This is a genomic window from Burkholderia sp. BCC0506 (assembly GCF_902833145.1).
Classification (GTDB): Bacteria; Pseudomonadota; Gammaproteobacteria; order Burkholderiales; family Burkholderiaceae; genus Burkholderia.
On the sequence record NZ_CADFEN010000009.1, the window covers coordinates 73,788 to 92,183 of the forward strand.

General features: G+C 67.7%; 18 protein-coding genes, 1 tRNA gene and 1 pseudogene. 11 read left to right on the plus strand and 9 right to left on the minus strand.

Translation table 11 applies throughout. The annotated features are described in order from the left end of the window. Window positions 1–888 carry a LysR substrate-binding domain-containing protein gene (locus HWX62_RS21205; RefSeq protein ID WP_175930481.1) on the minus strand — a complete coding sequence of 296 codons (888 nt, stop codon included), beginning with the start codon at window positions 886–888 and terminating at the stop codon, window positions 1–3. Window positions 889–994: 106 nt separating this feature from the next. On the opposite strand from HWX62_RS21205, the gene HWX62_RS21210 reads away from it, so the two are divergent. Continuing rightward, window positions 995–1,885, plus strand: a complete 891-nt coding sequence (locus HWX62_RS21210) for an alpha/beta hydrolase (RefSeq protein ID WP_175930482.1) — start codon at window positions 995–997, stop codon at window positions 1,883–1,885. 37 nt (window positions 1,886–1,922) lie between these two features. Here HWX62_RS21210 and HWX62_RS33330 read toward each other — a convergent pair. Continuing rightward, a pseudogene (locus HWX62_RS33330) lies at window positions 1,923–2,085 on the minus strand (oxidoreductase); the annotation flags it as partial. Further along, the gene (locus HWX62_RS21215; RefSeq protein WP_175930483.1) at window positions 2,075–2,812 is read right to left on the minus strand and encodes an SDR family oxidoreductase; all 738 of its coding nucleotides are present in this window, start codon (window positions 2,810–2,812) and stop codon (window positions 2,075–2,077) included. The gene HWX62_RS21215 and the pseudogene HWX62_RS33330, both read right to left, overlap by 11 nt. 120 nt (window positions 2,813–2,932) lie before the next feature. On the opposite strand from HWX62_RS21215, the gene HWX62_RS21220 reads away from it, so the two are divergent. Further along, complete coding sequence (locus tag HWX62_RS21220) at window positions 2,933–3,835, plus strand: LysR family transcriptional regulator (RefSeq protein WP_175930484.1); 903 nt, start codon at window positions 2,933–2,935, stop codon at window positions 3,833–3,835. A 125-nt stretch (window positions 3,836–3,960) separates the two neighbouring features. On the opposite strand, the gene HWX62_RS21225 is transcribed toward HWX62_RS21220, so the two are convergent. The 3 genes from HWX62_RS21225 to HWX62_RS21235 form a co-directional block, all read right to left on the minus strand. Continuing rightward, window positions 3,961–4,045 (minus strand) — tRNA-Leu (locus tag HWX62_RS21225). 105 nt (window positions 4,046–4,150) lie between these two features. Beyond that, on the minus strand, window positions 4,151–5,326 hold the full coding sequence (locus HWX62_RS21230) for an ABC transporter substrate-binding protein (RefSeq protein WP_175930485.1): 1,176 nt from the start codon (window positions 5,324–5,326) through the stop codon (window positions 4,151–4,153). A 64-nt stretch (window positions 5,327–5,390) separates the two neighbouring features. Then, entirely contained in the window at window positions 5,391–6,332 is a 942-nt protein-coding gene (locus tag HWX62_RS21235) for a CysB family HTH-type transcriptional regulator (protein ID WP_175930486.1), read from the minus strand. Between the two features lie 214 nt (window positions 6,333–6,546). Between HWX62_RS21235 and HWX62_RS21240 the strand changes: the two genes are divergently transcribed. The 6 genes from HWX62_RS21240 (at window position 6,547) to cobA (ending at window position 12,731) form a co-directional block, all read left to right on the plus strand. Then, entirely contained in the window at window positions 6,547–8,226 is a 1,680-nt protein-coding gene (locus tag HWX62_RS21240) for a nitrite/sulfite reductase (protein ID WP_175930487.1), read from the plus strand. Window positions 8,227–8,251: 25 nt separating this feature from the next. Then, window positions 8,252–8,794 (plus strand): DUF934 domain-containing protein, encoded by a 543-nt coding sequence (locus HWX62_RS21245; protein WP_175930488.1) that lies wholly within the window; start codon window positions 8,252–8,254, stop codon window positions 8,792–8,794. Further along, window positions 8,791–9,543 carry a phosphoadenylyl-sulfate reductase gene (locus HWX62_RS21250; RefSeq protein ID WP_175930489.1) on the plus strand — a complete coding sequence of 251 codons (753 nt, stop codon included), beginning with the start codon at window positions 8,791–8,793 and terminating at the stop codon, window positions 9,541–9,543. Before HWX62_RS21245 ends, HWX62_RS21250 begins: the two co-directional genes overlap by 4 nt. Before the next feature lie 76 nt (window positions 9,544–9,619). Beyond that, window positions 9,620–10,582 (plus strand): sulfate adenylyltransferase subunit CysD, encoded by a 963-nt coding sequence (gene cysD, locus HWX62_RS21255; protein WP_006478076.1) that lies wholly within the window; start codon window positions 9,620–9,622, stop codon window positions 10,580–10,582. Window positions 10,583–10,604: 22 nt separating this feature from the next. Beyond that, window positions 10,605–11,921 (plus strand): sulfate adenylyltransferase subunit 1, encoded by a 1,317-nt coding sequence (locus HWX62_RS21260; protein WP_175930490.1) that lies wholly within the window; start codon window positions 10,605–10,607, stop codon window positions 11,919–11,921. Between the two features lie 60 nt (window positions 11,922–11,981). Then, window positions 11,982–12,731 carry a uroporphyrinogen-III C-methyltransferase gene (gene cobA / locus HWX62_RS21265; RefSeq protein ID WP_175930491.1) on the plus strand — a complete coding sequence of 250 codons (750 nt, stop codon included), beginning with the start codon at window positions 11,982–11,984 and terminating at the stop codon, window positions 12,729–12,731. 84 nt (window positions 12,732–12,815) lie between these two features. On the opposite strand, the gene HWX62_RS21270 is transcribed toward cobA, so the two are convergent. The 3 genes from HWX62_RS21270 to lptF are packed head-to-tail and all read right to left on the minus strand — an operon-like array spanning window position 12,816 to window position 15,473. Then, the gene (locus tag HWX62_RS21270; protein WP_175930492.1) at window positions 12,816–13,199 is read right to left on the minus strand and encodes a CbiX/SirB N-terminal domain-containing protein; all 384 of its coding nucleotides are present in this window, start codon (window positions 13,197–13,199) and stop codon (window positions 12,816–12,818) included. 27 nt (window positions 13,200–13,226) lie between these two features. Continuing rightward, window positions 13,227–14,375: an LPS export ABC transporter permease LptG gene (gene lptG, locus HWX62_RS21275; RefSeq protein WP_175985233.1), complete on the minus strand. Its 1,149-nt coding sequence runs from the start codon at window positions 14,373–14,375 to the stop codon at window positions 13,227–13,229. A 3-nt stretch (window positions 14,376–14,378) separates the two neighbouring features. Continuing rightward, on the minus strand, window positions 14,379–15,473 hold the full coding sequence (gene lptF, locus HWX62_RS21280) for an LPS export ABC transporter permease LptF (RefSeq protein WP_175930494.1): 1,095 nt from the start codon (window positions 15,471–15,473) through the stop codon (window positions 14,379–14,381). 122 nt (window positions 15,474–15,595) lie between these two features. Here lptF and HWX62_RS21285 point away from each other — a divergent pair, with 122 nt between their 5' ends. From HWX62_RS21285 to HWX62_RS21295, 3 genes are read left to right on the plus strand one after another with little or no spacing between them, the layout of a single operon-like run. Next, window positions 15,596–17,107 (plus strand): leucyl aminopeptidase, encoded by a 1,512-nt coding sequence (locus HWX62_RS21285; protein ID WP_175930495.1) that lies wholly within the window; start codon window positions 15,596–15,598, stop codon window positions 17,105–17,107. A 34-nt stretch (window positions 17,108–17,141) separates the two neighbouring features. Then, window positions 17,142–17,558: a DNA polymerase III subunit chi gene (locus tag HWX62_RS21290; RefSeq protein ID WP_006484796.1), complete on the plus strand. Its 417-nt coding sequence runs from the start codon at window positions 17,142–17,144 to the stop codon at window positions 17,556–17,558. Between the two features lie 25 nt (window positions 17,559–17,583). After that, window positions 17,584–18,339, plus strand: a complete 756-nt coding sequence (locus HWX62_RS21295; RefSeq protein ID WP_175930496.1) for a DUF2486 family protein — start codon at window positions 17,584–17,586, stop codon at window positions 18,337–18,339. The last annotated feature ends 57 nt before the right edge of the window (window positions 18,340–18,396 follow it).

Sequence of the window (18,396 nt, forward strand, 5' to 3'; positions counted from 1 at the left end):
TCAGGCGGCGAACTGCCGCGTGCGCCCGGTGGCCCGCACCGCGTCGATCAGCGCGGCGCCGGCGCCGTCGGGTTTCGACGCGAAGGCGTAAAAGCGTGCGGCCGGCAGCGCCGGCAGGCCGTCGTGCGGCCCGCACGCGCGCAGGCCGTCGCGCAGTTGGCTGCGCGCGAGTGCCGTGACCGCGAAGCCGGCGAGCGCGGCCGACATGCAGCCGGCCATGCTCGCGCTTTCGAACAGCACGCGAAACGGCCGCAGCGCCGCGGCGAGCGCGGACACCGCGGCTTGCCGATACACGCACGGTTCCGGAAACAGCGCGAGCGGCACGCCTTCCTCGGCGTCGAGCGCCGTATCGGCCGCGTAGGCCCATACGAGCGGCTCCTCCCACAGCAGTTCGCCTGGCGTGTCGACCTGTCGGCACTGCTTGCCGAACACGACGTCGAGCCGGCCCAGCGATTGCTCCCGCAGCAACGACGCGGTGATGCCGACCTTCAGTTCGATCGACGTACGCGGATGGCCGTCGCGGAACGTGCGCAGCACCTGCGGCAGCCACGTGCCCGCGAAATCCTCCGACGCGCCGATCCGCAGCGGCCCGTGCGCCGGTGCGCCGCGCAGCCGCGCGCGCACCTCGCGCTCCATGTCGACGATGTTGCGCGCGTATGCATACAGCGTGTCGCCGGCCGGCGTGAGTGCGATCCGGCGCGTCGTGCGCGCGAGCAGCACGGTGCCGGCCGCCTGTTCGAGCCGTTTGATGTGGCCGCTCACGGCGGACGGCGTGAGCGCGAGGCGCTCCGCGGCCGGCGCGAACCCGCGGCTGTCGACGACTTCGAGAAAGGTGCGCAGCAGCGCGATGTCGAGTGCGGTCGACGCGGGGGCGGTCGGCGGTTCCATGGATCGATTCAACGAAATATCTGATGAGTGAATCATGATACTCCGCGAATCGTGATGAAAGGCCGACCTACGATCGTAGGTTCATGCTGACCTGACGGAGGACACGATGACGACCTATGCGTATGCGACGACCGCGTCGCTCGACATTGCCTATCTCGAATGGAACCCGCGCGGCGAACGCGTGGCCGTGCTGCTGCACGGCTGGCCGGACAGCCCGGTCGGCTGGGAGGCGGTGGCCGCGGCGCTCGCGGCACGCGGCTACCGCGTGCTCGCGCCCGCACTGCGCGGCTTCGCGCCGACGCGCTTTCGCGACGCGTCCGTGCCGCGCAGCGGCCAGCTCGCGGCGCTCGGCCGCGACCTGCTCGAATTCGTCGATGCGCTCGGTATCGAGCGGCCCGTGCTGGTCGGGCACGACTGGGGCGCCCGTGCGGCCGCGAACGCGTGCGGGCTGCGCGCCGGTGCCGCATCGCAACTCGTGATGCTGTCGGTCGGGTACGGCACCAACGATCCCGCCCAGCCGCTGTCGCTGCAGCAGGCGCGCAACTACTGGTATCACTGGTTCATGGCGACGCCGCGCGGCGAGCAGGCGCTGCGCGACGACCGCCGTGCGTTTGCGCGCCTGATGTGGGATACGTGGTCGCCGCCGGGCTGGTATCGCGACAGCGATTTCGACGCGGCGGCCGTTGCATTCGACGGACCCGACTGGATCGACGTCGTGCTGCATTCGTATCGGCAGCGCTGGGGTTTCGCGCCGGGCGCGCCGGCCTATGCCGACGACGATGCGCGGTTGAACCCGGCGCCCGTGCTGGCCGTGCCGACGCTCGTGCTGCACGGCGGCGCGGACACCTGCAATCATCCGGACAGCTCGGCCGGGCGCGAGCGATTCTTCACCGGCCGCTACGAGCGCGCGGTGCTCGACGGCGTCGGGCACTTTCCGCAGCGCGAGGCGCCGGCGGCCGTCGCGGATGCGATCCTCCGGTTCTGCGCGCGCGATTGACGCGCCGGTCGGCCCGACGCGCCAATCGCGCTCGATCGCCGACGCCCGGTGCGAGCAGATCGGCGAGCCCGATGTTCCTGAACATTTCGCGGCGGATGCGATCGCCGACGCGGAACACCGCCTCGGCGCCGTCGTGCGACGGCTCGACGAACGCTCTCATGGCGGAAAGACGGGGCGGCGAGCAGTCCGTCAGCACATGCCGCCGTTGGCGCGCAGGATCTGGCCGTTGATCCACGCGCCGTCCGGGCCGGCGAGGAACGCGACGACGCGCGCGATGTCGTCGGGCTGGCCGAGCCGCTCGAGCGGGTTCAGCTTCGCGATCCGATCGACGAGTTCGGGGCTCTTGCCCTGCAGGAACAACTCGGTCGCGACCGGTCCCGGCGCGACGGCATTCACGCGGATGCCGCGCCCGCGCATTTCCTGCGCGAGCACCTGCGTGAGGCTTTCGACCGCCGCCTTGCTTGCGACGTACACGCCGTAAGTCGGCATGCGCATGCCGATCACGCTGGTCGACAGGTTGATGATGCGCCCCCCGTCGCGCACGCGCCTGGCCGCTTCGCGGCAGACGTTGAACGTGCCTTTCACGTTGATCGCGATCGTTTCGTCGAAGAGCGCATCGTCGCAGTCGGCGATCGCCGCCAGCTTCATCACGCCCGCCGAATTGACCACCACGTCGAGACCGCCGAATGCGTCGCGGGCGGCGTCGAACAGCGCGACCACGGCCGCCGGGTCGGCGACGTTCGCCTGTACCGCGACGGCATGGCCGCCGTCGGCGGCGATCGCGTCGACCACTTCGCGGGCCGGGCCGGCGCCCCCCGCGTAGTTGACGACGACCCGAAAGCCGTCCCGGGCGAGTTGGCGGGCGATTTCCGCGCCGATGCCGCGCGACGAACCCGTGACGAGGGCGACCTGTTCCGATGTGCTCATGTTCTGCTCCTGATGACTGGATGAATGCCGTTCGATCCGGCGACAGGACTACTGTAGGCGCCCTCGAAGAATAAAAATAATGAATAATGATCAGTCAATGAATGACTGAAAATATGTCTCATGGGATTCGACAGCAGATTGCTCAGCGGTATCGGCGTGCTCTCCGCGGTGATCGAGGCCGGCACCTTCGCGCGGGCGGGCGAGGCGATGGGGCTGACTCAACCGGCGGTGAGCCGTGCCGTCGCCCGGCTGGAAGAGCGGGTCGGCATCCGGATCTTCAACCGGACGGCGCGTGCGATCACGCTGACCGACGAAGGGCGACGCTTCTACGAGGCGGTCGCGCCGCTGCTGGCCGGCATCGAGGAGGCGGCGCTCGACGCCGGCCAATCGAAGGCGCGCGTGAGGGGGCGGCTGCGGGTCAACGTGGACGGCACGTTCGGCCACTCCGTGCTGGCGCCGCGGATGGCGGAATTTCTCGACCGCTTTCCCGACCTGTCGGTCGAGATCAGCGTGCGGGACCGGATGGGCGACCTCGTCGCCGACGGCTTCGACGTGGCCGTGCGCTTCGGTATCCCCGAGCCGTCGTCATATCGCGCGCGGCTACTGCTCGAGACGCGCGTGCTGACCTGCGCATCGCCGGCCTACGTCGCGCGTCATGGGGAGCCGCGCCACCCTCGGGATCTCGCGGACGGTCACCGGTGCGTGCTGATCCGCGATCCCGTGACGGGGCGACCGTACCAATGGGCGTTTCATCGCGGCCAGGAAGTCGTGCCGGTCGACGCCGCCGGCAGGCTGACGGTCAACGATACGGGCGGGCTGCTCGGCGCGTGCCTGGGCGGTGTCGGCATCGCGCAACTGCTCGAGCTCTATGCGCGGGACATCCTCGCCGACGGGCGGCTGGTCCAGTTACTGCCGGAATGGACGGACGAGACCTTTCCGCTTTATGCGTATCACCACGCGTCGAACCTCGTTGCGGCGAAGGTGAGGGTGTTTCTCGACTTCGTCCGCGAACTGACGGTCTGAGCGTACCGGGCGGCTGGCTGCCGTCCGGTCACCGGTGCGGAATGTGCGGCAAAAACAAAAAACCCGCGAAGCGGCGAGCTTGCGCGGGTTTCGACGGAGGCAGCGCATGAGACGCTGCGAAAGACTGGTGCCCAGGGCCGGAATCGAACCGGCACGCCTTGCGGCGGGGGATTTTGAGTCCCCTGCGTCTACCAATTTCACCACCTGGGCTTGATCCTGGCCGCGCGTCAGATGATACAGATTGCGCGCGGCGAAACGCGGATTATGGCGGAAAACCGAGCACCGGGCAAGCAGCCCGGCGACCGGCCGCGTGGACTACTGGCTCAGGTACACGAACCGGCCCTGTTTCACGATCCCCATCACGCTCGCGCGCTGGTCGAGCCCCACATGATCCTTGTCGCTGGTATTGACGACGCCGTTCGGCACGACGAGCTCGTGCGCGCGTTCGAGTTCGCTGCGCAGCGCCGCGCGGAACGCGGGCGTGCCGGGCTGCGCGGCTTTCAGCGCGCGGCCGACCGCATCCGCGAGGCGCGGGTACACGCCCGCCGCGTCGCCCGCGAACTGCGTGACCGTGCCGGCCCCATACTTCGCCTCGTACGCATCGACGAACGCGAGCGCGGCCTGGCGGGCCGGATGATCGGCGGGCAGCGTGCGCGCGACGACCACCGGCTGGGTCGGGAACAGCGTCCCGTCGACATCCTTGCCGCCGAGCTTGATGAATTCCGGTGTCGCGATTCCATGCGTCTGGTAGACCGCACCCTTGTAGCCGCGCTCGATCAGCGTGCGCTGCGGCAGCACGGCGGGCGTGCCGGAGCCCGCGATCAGGATCGCGTCGGGCTTCGCCGCGATCAGCTTCAGCGCCTGGCCCGTGACGCTCGCATCGGTGCGGTTGAAGCGCTCGGTCGCAACCACGCGAAGCTTGCGCAACGCCGCGAAGCGCGTGAATTCGTTCAGCCAGCTGTCGCCGTAGCTGTCCGCGAAGCCGATGAAGCCGACCGTCTTCACGCCGTGGTTGGCCATGTAGCGCGTCATCACGTCGGCCATCGCGCGGTCGCCCTGCGCCATCTTGAACGCCCAGGTCCGCGCGCCTTCCTGCGGCTCGACGATCGCGCCCGAGCCGACCAGCGTGATCATCGGCGTCTGCGCGGCGGCCACCGCGTCGAGCGCCGCCAGCGCGGCCGGCGTGATGTTCGGGCCGACCACGACGTCGACGTGCTCCTCGTCGACCAGCTTGCGGATGTTGCGTACCGCGGTGCCCGGATCGGACGCATCGTCGAGCACCGTGACCTGCACGGGTTGCCCGGCGATCGTTTTCGGCCACATCAGGATCGCGTTCTTGCTCGTGATGCCGATCGCGGCGGCCGGGCCGGTCGACGACAGGTCGACGCCGACCTTCAGGTCGGCATGCGCGGCCGCGCAGGCGAGCACGAGGGCGGCGCCGGCGGCGCGGCGCAACGAGGCGGGAAACCGTGGCAGGGCGGGAAGCGTCATGCGGAAATCTCCGTCGGGCAACAAAAAGGGGCGCGATATGCGCCCCCGTGTTCATACCTGTCCGTCAAAGCTCGTACGATTCGGATTCGCCCTTGAGCGCCTGCTCGATCAGCTTGCGGTTCAGCGTCGGCGACAGCAGTTCGACCAGCGTATAGACGTAGCTGCGCAGGTAGGCGCCCTGCTTGAGCGCGACGCGCGTCACGTTGCTGCCGAACAGGTGACCGACCGGGATCAGCCGCAGGCCGCGATCGCGCTCCGGATTGAACGCGATGTCGGCCATGATGCCGACGCCGAGGCCGAGCTCGACATAGGTCTTGATCACGTCGGCGTCGATCGCCTCGAGCACGATGTCCGGCGACAGCCCGCGCAGCGCGAACGCATGGTTGATCTTCTTGCGGCCGGCGAACGCGTCGTCGTACGTGATCAGCGGGTACTGGGCGAGGTCGTCCAGCGTGATCGGCTTGCGTTCGAGCAGCGGATGGTCGGCCGGCACGACGGCCGCGTGATGCCACTGGAAGCAGGGCAGCGACACGAGCTCCTTGTAGTCGGAGATCGCTTCGGTCGCGATCGCGAGATCGGCCTGGTCGTGGATCACCATCTCGGCTACCTGCGTCGGGCTGCCCTGCAGGATCGACAGGTGCACCTTCGGGAAGCGCTTCTTGAACTCGGCGATCGCGGCCGGCAGCGAGTAGCGGGCTTGCGTGTGGGTCGCCGCGATGGTCAGGTTGCCCTGGTCTTGCGCGGCATAATCTTTTCCGACCCTTTTAAGGCTTTCCACTTCCTGCAGAATCCGCTCGACCGACGCGAGGATGATTCGCCCGGGCTCGGTGAGCGAGCGCACGCGCTTGCCGTGCCGCGTGAAGATCTCGACGCCCAGCTCGTCCTCGAGCTCGATGATGGCCTTCGACACCCCCGGTTGCGACGTGTAGAGCGCCTTGGCGGCCTCGGTGAGGTTGAAATTCTGCCGGACGGCCTCGCGCACGAAGCGAAATTGGTGCAGGTTCATTTATAACCCTTCCGCATATCAACAGAATTTTTTAGTCGTTTGAAATATAAGGCGAGTTTATTACGATTCACCCGAGTTTTTCAAATATGGATATCTGTTTTCGTCATTAGCAATCCAGCCGGCAGCGGATGGCGGCGGTGGCGACGGAACGGAGATTCGGGCGCGACGTGGCTAGGACGTCGCGCGGTCACCACGAAAACCCTGGGGTCCCCGAATGTATCAGTACGACCAATACGACCAGACGATCGTCGACGAACGTGTCGCGCAGTACCGCGATCAGGTGCGCCGCCGGCTGTCGGGCGAGTTGAGCGAAGACGAATTCCGTCCGCTGCGTCTGCAGAACGGCCTGTACATGCAGCGCCACGCGTACATGCACCGCATCGCGATTCCGTACGGCAACCTGCGCAGCGACCAGCTCCGCATGCTCGCGCGCATCGCCCGCGAACACGACCGCGGCTACGGCCACTTCTCGACGCGCTCGAACATCCAGTTCAACTGGGTGCAGCTCGAAGAGACGCCCGAGATCCTCGCGAAGCTCGCGTCGGTGCAGATGCACGCGATCCAGACGTCGGGCAACTGCATCCGCAACATCACGGCCGACCAGTTCGCCGGCGTCGCGCAGGACGAAGAGATCGATCCGCGTCCGTGGGCCGAGGTCCTGCGTCAGTGGTCGACGTTCCACCCCGAATTCGCGTGGCTGCCGCGCAAGTTCAAGATCGCGGTGTCGGGCTCGAAGCATGACCGCGCGGCCGTGCAGATTCACGATCTCGGCGTGTACCTGAAGAAGAACGCGCAGGGCGACGTGGTCGCGAGCATCCTCGCGGGCGGCGGCCTCGGCCGTACGCCGATCGTCGGCGCGGTGATCAAGGAAGACCTGCCGTGGCAGCACCTGCTCACGTACTGCGAAGCCGTGCTGCGCGTGTACAACCGCTACGGCCGTCGCGACAACCTGTACAAGGCGCGGATCAAGATCCTCGTGAAGGCGCTGTCGCCGGCGAAGTTCGCGCAGCAGGTCGAGGAAGAATGGCAGCACCTGAAGGACGGCCCGTCGACGCTCACGCAGGCCGAAATCGACCGCGTGTCGCAATACTTCCAGCCGCCCGTCTACGAGAAGCTGGCCGACACCGACGCGTCGTTCGAACAGCATCTGCTCGAGAACAAGGCGTTCGCGCGCTGGGTCGAGCGTAACGTCGCGCCGCACAAGGTGCCGGGTTATGCGGCCGTCACGCTGTCGCTGAAGGACCATCGCGTGGCCCCGGGCGACGCGACCGACGCGCAGATGGATCTGGTGGCCGACTGGGCCGACGCGTACTCGTTCGGCGAGCTGCGCGTGTCGCACGAGCAGAACCTGATTCTCGCGAACGTGAAGAAGCGCGACCTGTTCGCGCTGTGGGAAAAGGCGAAGGCGGCCGGTTTCGCGACGCCGAACGTGGGCCTCCTGACCGACATCATCGCGTGCCCGGGCGGCGACTTCTGCTCGCTCGCGAACGCGAAGTCGATCCCGATCGCGCTGGCGATCCAGCAGCGTTTCGACGATCTCGACTACGTGTACGACCTCGGCGACCTGTCGCTGAACATTTCCGGTTGCATGAACTCGTGCGGTCATCACCACGTCGGCAACATCGGCATCCTGGGCGTCGACAAGGACGGCGCCGAGTGGTACCAGGTGTCGCTCGGCGGCGAGCAGGGCACGGGCCGCAACGGCGCGCGCCTCGGCCGCGTGATCGGGCCGTCGTTCTCCGCGGGAGAAGTGCCGGACGTGATCGCGAAGCTGATCGACACGTTCGTCGAGGCGCGCATCGACGGCGAGCGCTTCATCGACACGTACGACCGCATCGGCATCGCGCCGTTCAAGGAGCGCGTGTATGCGGCGCGCCAGGCAGTGAACGCGTAACCAACCGGGTAGAAGGAATTTGCAGATGGCTTCGATTATCAAGAACCGCGCAGTGATCGACGACGCATGGCAGGTCGTGCGCGCGGCGGAAGACGGCGCGCTGCCCGCGGTCGACGCGTTGCCGGCAGGCAAGGTGCTGGTGCCGTTCGCGTTGTGGCAGGCTGAGCGTGCGGCGCTCGTCGCCGCGAAGGCGAAGGACGAACTCGGCGTGTGGCTCGCGCCGGACAGCGAACCGGCGGATCTCGCGGCCGACTTCGGCGCGATCTCGCTGGTCGCCGTCGATTTCCCGCGCTTCGCGGACGGCCGCGGCTACAGCATCGCGCGCCTGCTGCGCGAGCGTCATGGCTGGACCGGCGAGCTGCGCGCGATCGGCGACGTGCTGCGCGACCAGCTGCTGTACATGTCGCGTTGCGGCTTCGACGCATTCGCGGTGCGTGCCGACAAGGACATCCACGATGCGCTGAATGCGTTCACGGAATTCACGCAGCGTTACCAGGGCGGGTTCGACGAGCCGGCACCGCTGTTCCGCCGCCGCGCGGCTGCGCCCGACGCCAAGGTGAGCGCATGAGCACCGCAGCCGCCACCGCGCTGACGCCGGAGCTCGCCGCGAAGGTCGAGCGCCTCGACGCGCTGCTCGCGCAGATCGGCGCCCGCCACGACAAGGTGAAGTTCGCGAGCAGCCTCGCCGCGGAAGACATGCTGCTCACGCACGCGATCCTGTCGAAGAACGTGCCGATCGGCATCTTCTCGCTGAACACGGGCCGCCTGCACGCGGAAACGCTCGGCATGATCGACCGCGTGCGCGAGCGCTACGGCTACGAGATCGAGCAGTTCCATCCGCGGCAGGACGCGGTCGACCAATACGTGGCCGAGCACGGCCTGAACGCGTTCTACGAGAGCGTCGAGCTGCGCAAGTCGTGCTGCCACATCCGCAAGGTCGAGCCACTGAACCGCGCGCTGGCCGACGTCGGCGCGTGGGTGACGGGCCAGCGCCGCGAGCAGTCGGTCACGCGTGCCGAGCTGCACGAGGAAGAACGGGACGAAGCGCGCGGGATCGCGAAGTACAACCCGCTCGCCGACTGGACGGAAAGCGACGTGTGGGCGTACCTTAACGCGTTCGACGTGCCGGTCAACCCGCTGCATGCGCGCGGCTACCCGAGCATCGGCTGCGAGCCGTGCACGCGCGCGATCCGCCCCGGCGAGGACAGCCGCGCGGGCCGCTGGTGGTGGGAGTCGCGCGATACGAAGGAATGCGGGCTGCACATCACGACGATCACGCCGATTCCCGCGAATGCCGAAGCCGGCGCCGCGCACTGAAAGCCGACAAGAAAACTGAATATTGCGCCGCCCGCGACAGCGGGCGGCACGAACCCGGAAGAGAAGGACTGAAATCATGAGCACGACGCTCGAGCAATCCGCCTTTGCCCCGCCCACCGGCGCCGACAGCCGCATGGGCCACCTCGACTGGCTCGAAGCCGAGTCGATCCACATCCTGCGCGAACTCGTGGCCGAATGCAGCAAGCCGGCGCTGTTGTTTTCGGGCGGCAAGGATTCGGTCGTCGTGCTGCATCTGGCGCTGAAGGCGTTCGGCCTCGGCGCGAACCGCAAGACGACGCTGCCGTTCCCGCTCGTGCATATCGACACGGGCCACAACTACGAGGAAGTGATCGACTTCCGCGACCGCCGTGCGCAAGAGCTCGGCGCCGAGCTGGTGGTCGGCCACGTCGAGGATTCGATCAAGCGCGGCACGGTCGTGCTGCGCCGCGAAACCGATTCGCGCAACGCCGCGCAGGCCGTCACGCTGCTCGAGACGATCGAGCAGCACGGCTACACGGCGCTGATCGGCGGCGCGCGCCGCGACGAGGAGAAGGCGCGTGCGAAGGAACGGATCTTCTCGTTCCGCGACGAATTCGGCCAGTGGGACCCGAAGGCGCAACGCCCTGAGCTGTGGAGCCTGTACAACGCGCGCCTGCACAAGGGCGAGCATCTGCGCGTGTTCCCGATCTCGAACTGGACCGAGCTCGACGTGTGGCAGTACATCGCGCGCGAGAACCTCGAACTGCCGTCGATCTATTACGCGCACCAGCGCGAGATCGTGCGCCGCAACGGGCTGCTCGTGCCGGTCACGCCGCTCACGCCGATGCGTGACGGCGAGACGAGCGAGCTGGCGCAGGTGCGCTTCCGCACGGTCGGCGACATCAGCTGCACGTGCCCGGTCGAGAGCGACGCGGACGACGTCGAGAAGATCATCGCCGAGACGGCGGTGACCGAGATCACCGAGCGCGGCGCGACCCGGATGGACGACCAGGCCTCCGAAGCCGCGATGGAACAGCGCAAGAAGCAAGGCTATTTCTGAAGCACACGAGGACATTCACATCATGAGCATCATCGAGAACACCGAAGACCTCGGCGTGTTGCGCTTCATCACCGCGGGCAGCGTCGACGACGGCAAGAGCACGCTGATCGGCCGCCTGCTGTACGACAGCAAGGCCGTGCTGTCCGACCAGTTGTCCGCGCTGTCGCGCGCGAAGAACAAGCGCACGGTCGGCGACGAGCTCGATCTCGCGCTGCTGACCGACGGGCTGGAAGCCGAGCGCGAGCAGGGCATCACGATCGACGTCGCGTACCGCTACTTCGCGACCGCGAAGCGCAAGTTCATCATCGCCGACACGCCGGGCCACGAGCAGTACACGCGCAACATGGTGACGGGCGCGTCGACCGCGCACGCGGCGATCATCCTGGTCGACGCGACGCGCATCACGGTCGAGAACGGCGTCGTGCAGCTCCTGCCGCAGACCAAGCGCCACAGCGCGATCGTCAAGCTGCTCGGGCTGCAGCACGTGATCGTCGCGATCAACAAGATGGACCTCGTCGACTACAGCGAGGCGCGCTTCAACGAGATCCGCGACGCGTACGTCGCGCTCGCGAAGCAGCTCGGTCTGACCGACGTGCGCTTCGTGCCGGTGTCGGCGCTCAAGGGCGACAACATCGTCGGCGCGAGCGAGCGCATGCCGTGGTACGCGGGCGAGCCGCTGCTCGACGTGCTCGAATCGCTGCCGGTCGAGACGCAGGCGCATGATGCGCTGCGCTTTCCGGTGCAGTGGGTCGCGCGCCAGGACGGCAGCTCGGCCGACGATTTCCGCGGCTACATGGGCCGCATCGAGTCGGGCGAAGTGAAGGTCGGCGACGCGCTCGTCGTGCTGCCGTCGAACCGAACCGCGACGGTGGCCGAGATCGTCGCGCCGGTGCCGGGCGGCACGGCTTCCGTTGCGCACGCGTTCGCGGGCCAGACGGTGACGATCCGTCTCGAAGAGGACGTCGACGTGTCGCGCGGCGACATGTTCGTCACGACCGCCGAGCCGGTCGAGCCGGCCAGGAAGCTCGAGGCCGACCTGTGCTGGTTCGACGAGGCGCCGCTGTCGCCGCAGCGCAAGTACCTGCTGAAGCAGACCACCAGCACGGTGTTCGCGAAGATCGGCGCGGTCAAGCAGGTGCTCGACGTGCATACGCTGTCGCACGCGACCGACCGTCAGGAACTGAAGATGAACGACATCGGCCGCGTGGCGCTGACGCTGCAAAAGCCGATCGTCTGCGACACGTACGATGCGCATCCGGGCACGGGCGCGTTCGTGCTGATCGACGAGGCGACGCATCACACGGTCGCCGCGGGCATGATCCGCGCGTTCTCGGCGTAATCGTCAATTGGCGCGGCGGCGAACCGGCCGCCGCGGCAGGACCCTAGCGAAGCGACAAACATGGGCAAGGTGTATCTGATCGGAGCAGGGCCGGGCGCCGCGGACCTCATCACGGTGCGCGGCATGCGGCTGCTCGAGCAGGCCGACGTGGTGCTGCACGACGCGCTCGTCGAGCCCGCGATGCTCGACTATGCGCCGAACGCGCGGAAGATCGCGGTCGGCAAGCGCTGCGGGCAGCGCTCGACCGCGCAGCATTTCATCAACAAGCAGATCGTCGATGCGGCGCATGAGCATGCCTGCGTCGTGCGGCTCAAGGGCGGCGATCCGATGCTGTTCGGTCGCGCCGAAGAGGAAATGCGCGCGCTCGAGGCGGCCGGCATCGACTACGAGGTCGTGCCGGGCATCACGGCCGCGCTGGCCGGCGCGGCGACGCTGAAGCGTTCGCTCACGTTGCGCGGCGTGTCGCGCAGCGTCGCGTTCGCGACGCACAGCCGCGCGCCGGGCAGCGACGAGATCCGCGAAGCCGCCCGCGCCGATTCGATCGTCTACTACATGGGCCGCGACAGTGCGCCCGGCATCGCGCAGGAACTGATCGATGCCGGTCGTGCGCCGGCGACGCCGGTGGCGATCGTCGAGGCATGCAGCACCGCGCGCGAACGCACGCTGACACTCACGCTCGCGCAGATGGCGGCGGGCGACGCGCAGGCGTGGCTCGATCCCGCGGAGCCGAGCCTGCTGATGATCGGCGATGCATTCGCCGAACGCGCACGGCACGCGCAGGCGGGCGATCCGATGCGCAATGCCGCCTGAGCGTGGCTCGGCGGTGGTCCGAAACAAAGAAAAGCGCCGGCAGATGCCGGCGCTTTTCTTTGGGGACGGCGAAGGCGTGCGCTGCTACGCGTCGCTGCCGATCTGCTCGATGCAATAGCGCGCGACCGCGTCGAGCACGCCGTCGTCCTCGCCGACGGCCGTCGCGCAGCGGATCTCGACGCCCGGATGCGCGGCGCGGCATGCGTCGACGAGTTGCGGCAGGTCGCGGCGGACATGGCCGCCCTGGCCGAAGAACACCGGCACCACGGTGATGCGCGCGCAGCCGGCCGCGACTTGCGCGGCCACGGCTTCACCGAGCGACGGCGTCATCAGTTCGAGGAACGCGAGCGACACCTGCGCGGCAGGGGAGCCGGCGCCGCGCAGCCGCGCGGCGAGCCGCTCGAACGGCTCGGCCCAGCGCGGGTCGCGGGCGCCGTGGCCGAACAGGACGATACCGTGCGAATGCATGTCGAAGCCTCCGTCGCGACGCGGCGCTCAGTGCCGGTCGACCCACTTGAGCGCGAACAGGCCGAGCGCGAGATAGATGAGACCCGGCGTCGCGGCGGTGAGCGGCGCGGGCCACGTGTTCAGCGTGCCGATGTGCGAGAACAGCGTGTTGAGCAACTGAAAGCTCATGCCGAGCATGATGCCGCCGAACACCTTCACGCCGACCACGCCGGCCCGCGTGTGCAGGTACGCGAACGGCAGCGACAGCACGAGCATCACGAACACCGCGAACGGATACAGCAGCTTGCGCCACAGCGCGATGTCGTAGCGCTGCGTGTCCTGCTGGTTCTCGCGCAAGTGCTGGATGTAGCGGAACAGGTTGACGATCGACATGCGCTCCGGCGACACGAGCAGCACCGACAGGATCTGCGGCGTCAGGTCGGAGCGCAGCCGGTATTCGGGCAGCGATACCTGCTGCGAACGGTACACGGGGTTCAGCGCGTCGGCCGGCTGGCCGCTGATCGGCTTGATCGGCGTCAGTTCGGTTTCGGTGACGCCCTTCAGCAGCCAGTGGCCGGGCGGCTCGTAGCGGCCGGTCTGCGCGATCCGCACGTTCTGCAGCTGGAATTTCGAGTCGAATTCGTAGATGCGCACGTTGCTGATCGTCGAATCGGGCGACAGGCTGCCGACGTTGACGAAGCGCGTGACCTGCTCGCCGTTCTCGCGGGCCGCGAGCGTGTCCTTCACCCACACGCCCGACTGGAAGTTCGACGATACCGACGCGCCGAGCGCCTGCAGTCGCACGCGTTCGGACAATTGATCGGCGTACGGGCCGACGAATTCGCCGATCAGGTAGGTGACGATCACGAGCGGCACGCCGATCTTCAGCAGCGAGCGCAGCGCCTGGTTGGTCGCGAGGCCCGACACGCGGAAGATCGTGAATTCCGAGTTCGCGGCCATCTGCGCGAACACGTAGATCGCGCTGATCAGCGCGGCGACCGGAATGATTTCGTAGAAGCGCGACGGCGTCTGCAGCGCGACGCGCAGCACCGCGTAGCCGAACTTGTAGTTGCCGTGCCCGACCGAGTTCAGCTCGCTGATCAGGTCGAAGAAGAAGAACAGACCCGAGAACGCGAACAGGATGAAGATGAACGTGACGTAGATCTGCCGCGCGAAGTACTTTTCATAGAGCCGCATCGATCATGCTCCCGAGCGGCCGAACAGCGCGCGTGTCAACAACGGACGATTGCGCACGCGCAACCAGAAAATGAACGCGACGATCGCCGCGACGATCACGTGCAGGCCGACGAGCCCGACCCCGAACGACATCTTGCCCTGTTCGATCTGCGCCTGCACGACGTTCAGCAGGTTCGAGTACGTGAGGTAGATCAGTACGGCCATCACGAGGTTGATCGTGCGGCTGCGGCGCGGGTTCTGGTACGACAGCGGGATGCCGAGCACCATCAGGTTGATCGCGATCAGCGGCAGCCCCGCGCGCCACGCGAATTCCGCGAGGTTGTCGCGCGTCGGGTTGCGCAGCAGGTCGGGCGTGGGCGTGCTGTTGGTGCTCGGCACGTTGGTGACCGGCTTGCTCGTGATCTTCACGCCGTAGCGCTCGAACTCCATGATCTTGAAGTTCGGCTGGCCGGGCGTGCCGTCGTAGCGGCGGCCGTCCTCGAGCACGACGAAGCGATCGCCGTCCTTCGAGGTTTCCGTGTGGCCCGTTTGCGACACGACCACGTTGACCTTGCCGTTTTCCGTCGACGTGACGAATACGTTCTGGACCTTGCTCTGGTCGGGCGACATCTTCTCGATGAAGAACACGCGATGGTTCGCGGCCGATTCGCGGAACTGGCCCGGCGCGAGCAGCGAGATCTCGTCGCGCTGCTGGAAGCGCGCCTTGATCATCTTGCTCTGCTGGTTCGACCATGGCCAGCCGACGAACGCGAAGAAGGCGATCAGCAGGACGATCGGCGTGGCGAACACGCCGATCGGCTTGATGAGGCGCGTGAGGCTCACGCCCGACGCGAGCCACACCACCATTTCGGAGTCCCGGTACCACCGGGTCAGCACGAACAGGATCGATACGAACAGCGTGACGACGAGCATCACGGCGAGGTAGCCGATCACGGTCAGGCCGATCAGCACGAGCACGTCCCGCGGATCGATTTCGCCGGACGCGGCGTAGCCGACGATGCGAATCATCATCGTCGTGAGCATGATCGTGAGCAGCACCATGAACACGGCGCCAGCCGTATACGCAAGCTCGCGCTGGAGGGAGCGTTCGAAGATCATTCTTGATGAGAAGAGGGCGGGAGGCTGCGCACGCGTGGTGGAGCGCTCGCGCCGCCACGGGAAAAATAGCGGATAATTGCGGCTTTCATCCTTAGCCCAGATTTTATCCGAGGACAAGCGCGATGGACTTTAGTATAAAAGGCTGTGATTGGAGCAAAGGCGAGGCCAAGGGGTTCCTGACCGGGAAGTCCGACTGCATCGTGCTCGGCATCTTCGAGGCGCAGACCCTGTCGGGCGCGGCGCTCGACATCGACACGGCCACCAAGGGGCTGATCTCGCGCGTGGTGAAGGCCGGCGACATGGACGGCAAGCGCGGCAAGACGCTGTTCCTGCACGAAGTGTCGGGCATCGGCGCGTCGCGCGTGCTGCTCGTCGGGCTCGGCAAGCAGGATGCTTTCAATCAGAAAGCCTACAACGATGCGGTGACGGCCGCCTGGCGCGCGCTGCTGGCCACCAAGGTCGTCCAGGTCACGTTCTCGCTCGCGCAACTGCCGGTCGACGAGCGCAGCTCCGACTGGGGCGTGCGCGCCGCGATCCTCGCGCTGCGCAACGAGACCTACCGCTTCACGCAGATGAAGAGCAAGCCGGAACCGGCGTCGCACACGCTCAAGCGCGTCGTGTTCAGCGTCGACCCGGCGGACGAGAAGGCCGCGAAGGTCGCGGTCAAGCAGGCCGTCGCGCTCGCGAACGGGATGGACCTCACCCGCGACCTCGGCAACCTGCCGGGCAACGTCTGCACGCCGACCTATCTCGGCAACACCGCGAAGCAGATCGCGAAGGATTGGGGCCTGAAGGCCGAAGTCCTCGGGCTCAAGCAGATCCAGGCGCTGAAGATGGGGTCGTTCCTGTCGGTCGCGCGCGCGTCGGTCGAGCCGCCGCAGTTCATCGTGCTGCACTACCAGGGCGCCGCCGCGAAGGCCGCGCCGATCGTGCTGGTCGGCAAGGGCATCACGTTCGATACGGGCGGCATCTCGCTGAAGCCCGGCGAAGGCATGGACGAGATGAAGTACGACATGTGCGGCGCGGGCTCGGTGCTCGGCACGATCCGCGCGGTCGCCGAGATGGGCCTGAAGATCAACGTCGTCGCGATCGTGCCGACCTGCGAGAACATGCCGGGCGGCAACGCGACGAAGCCGGGCGACATCGTCACCAGCATGAAGGGGCTGACGATCGAGGTGCTGAACACCGACGCCGAAGGCCGCCTGATCCTGTGCGACGCGCTCACGTATGCCGAGCGCTTCAAGCCGGCCGCCGTGATCGACGTCGCGACGCTGACGGGCGCCTGCGTGATCGCGCTCGGCGCCCACAACAGCGGGCTGTTCTCGACGAACGACGCGCTCGCGGGCGAACTGCTCGACGCGTCGCGCGAGGCGAACGACCCGGCATGGCGCATGCCGCTCGACGACGAGTACCAGGATCAGCTGAAGTCGAACTTCGCGGATCTCGCGAACATCGGCGGGCGTCCGGCCGGCGCGGTGACGGCCGCGTGCTTCCTGTCGCGCTTCACCGAGAGCTATCCGTGGGCCCACCTCGACATCGCGGGCACCGCATGGAAGGGCGGCGCCGCGAAGGGCGCGACGGGCCGTCCGGTGCCGTTGCTCGCGCAGTTCCTGATCGACCGCGCCGGCCAGTGATGGCGGGGCTGACGACGCAGCGGGTGCGCGGGCAATGACGCGGATCGATTTCCACTCGAACGTCGGCGATTCGCTCGCGTACGCGTGCCGGCTGCTGCGCAAGGCCTATCAGGCCGGGCAGCCGGTCGTCGTGCTCGCCGAGCCCGCGCGCCTGCGCGCGCTCGACGAGCGGCTCTGGACGTTCTCGCCGCTCGATTTCATTCCGCATTGCGGCGTCGACAGCGAGCACGCAGCCGGCACGCCGATCGTGCTGGCCGCCGATCTCGATCGCGCGCCGCATCATCACGTGCTGCTGAACCTCGGCGCGACCGTGCCCGCGCAGTTCGCCCGCTTCGAGCGCCTGCTCGAGGTGGTCGGCAACGCGCCGGACGAGCTGGCCGCGGGCCGCGACCGCTACCGGTTCTACCGCGACCGCGGTTACGCGCTGAACAATTACAAGCAGGGCGGCTAGCCGCAACCGTCGACGGAGTGTTCCCGTGACAGAAGCCGATTCATCCTCGATCCCGACGCTGACCGACGTGCTGGTGCCGGGCAAGCCGGTGCCGGCGCGCGCGCCGGCGTCCGCCGCGCCGCAGTCGCACGACAGCGCTGCGATTCCGGTGCTCACCGACGTGATCGCACCGGGCGCCGCGGGTGCGACGCCGGCCGATTTCCGTCAAACCGGAGCCGACCCCGAATTCGTCGTGGTCGAACCCGTGCCGACGCCGCACGTGCCGGCTGTCGCGTTGCCGGGCGACGGGGCGACCGCCGCCGCCGCGGGCGAAACCGATGCGCCGGCCGAGCCCGGCGCCGCGGAGCACGTGATCGCCGACGATGCGGCCGTGATGACGGCGCCGCTGCGCTCGTCGCTGGTCGATGACGACTTGCCGCAACACACGTTCGCCGCGATTGCGCACGAGGCGGCCGGGCATGCGCCCGATACGGCAATGCCGGAGTCAGGCCTGCCGGGCGCGGCACCGCTCCAGGATGCGCAGGCCGCGGCCGGGCTGACGCCGGAAGATGCGCAGCACATCGCCGAACGGCTGCGCCATCGCCTGACGAACTATCTGACCGGAGCGGGGCGCGAGGCCATCGAAGCGCGTTGTCGCGATGCGCTGCACGAGCATTCGGCCTGGCTGGTCGGCCAGGTCACGCGCGAAGTCGCGCTCGCGCTGGAAACCGAGGTGATGGACTGGGTGCGCGATGCGGTCGATGAAGAGATCGCCCGCCGTCGCGCCGGTCATGCCGGCTGAACGGGCAATCGTTCGCGGCGGTGAAAAACGGCCCGATAGGGGCAAGGGAAGCCGGCG

Bases quoted from the DNA above. Each gene is read 5' to 3' on its own strand.
- HWX62_RS21205 (WP_175930481.1), bottom strand. From the start codon at position 888: ATGGAACCGCCGACCGCCCCCGCGTCGACCGCACTCGACATCGCGCTG.
- HWX62_RS21210 (WP_175930482.1), top strand. From the start codon at position 995: ATGACGACCTATGCGTATGCGACGACCGCGTCGCTCGACATTGCCTAT.
- HWX62_RS21215 (WP_175930483.1), bottom strand. From the start codon at position 2,812: ATGAGCACATCGGAACAGGTCGCCCTCGTCACGGGTTCGTCGCGCGGC.
- HWX62_RS21220 (WP_175930484.1), top strand. From the start codon at position 2,933: ATGGGATTCGACAGCAGATTGCTCAGCGGTATCGGCGTGCTCTCCGCG.
- HWX62_RS21230 (WP_175930485.1), bottom strand. From the start codon at position 5,326: ATGACGCTTCCCGCCCTGCCACGGTTTCCCGCCTCGTTGCGCCGCGCC.
- HWX62_RS21235 (WP_175930486.1), bottom strand. From the start codon at position 6,332: ATGAACCTGCACCAATTTCGCTTCGTGCGCGAGGCCGTCCGGCAGAAT.
- HWX62_RS21240 (WP_175930487.1), top strand. From the start codon at position 6,547: ATGTATCAGTACGACCAATACGACCAGACGATCGTCGACGAACGTGTC.
- HWX62_RS21245 (WP_175930488.1), top strand. From the start codon at position 8,252: ATGGCTTCGATTATCAAGAACCGCGCAGTGATCGACGACGCATGGCAG.
- HWX62_RS21250 (WP_175930489.1), top strand. From the start codon at position 8,791: ATGAGCACCGCAGCCGCCACCGCGCTGACGCCGGAGCTCGCCGCGAAG.
- cysD (WP_006478076.1), top strand. From the start codon at position 9,620: ATGAGCACGACGCTCGAGCAATCCGCCTTTGCCCCGCCCACCGGCGCC.
- HWX62_RS21260 (WP_175930490.1), top strand. From the start codon at position 10,605: ATGAGCATCATCGAGAACACCGAAGACCTCGGCGTGTTGCGCTTCATC.
- cobA (WP_175930491.1), top strand. From the start codon at position 11,982: ATGGGCAAGGTGTATCTGATCGGAGCAGGGCCGGGCGCCGCGGACCTC.
- HWX62_RS21270 (WP_175930492.1), bottom strand. From the start codon at position 13,199: ATGCATTCGCACGGTATCGTCCTGTTCGGCCACGGCGCCCGCGACCCG.
- lptG (WP_175985233.1), bottom strand. From the start codon at position 14,375: ATGCGGCTCTATGAAAAGTACTTCGCGCGGCAGATCTACGTCACGTTC.
- lptF (WP_175930494.1), bottom strand. From the start codon at position 15,473: ATGATCTTCGAACGCTCCCTCCAGCGCGAGCTTGCGTATACGGCTGGC.
- HWX62_RS21285 (WP_175930495.1), top strand. From the start codon at position 15,596: ATGGACTTTAGTATAAAAGGCTGTGATTGGAGCAAAGGCGAGGCCAAG.
- HWX62_RS21290 (WP_006484796.1), top strand. From the start codon at position 17,142: ATGACGCGGATCGATTTCCACTCGAACGTCGGCGATTCGCTCGCGTAC.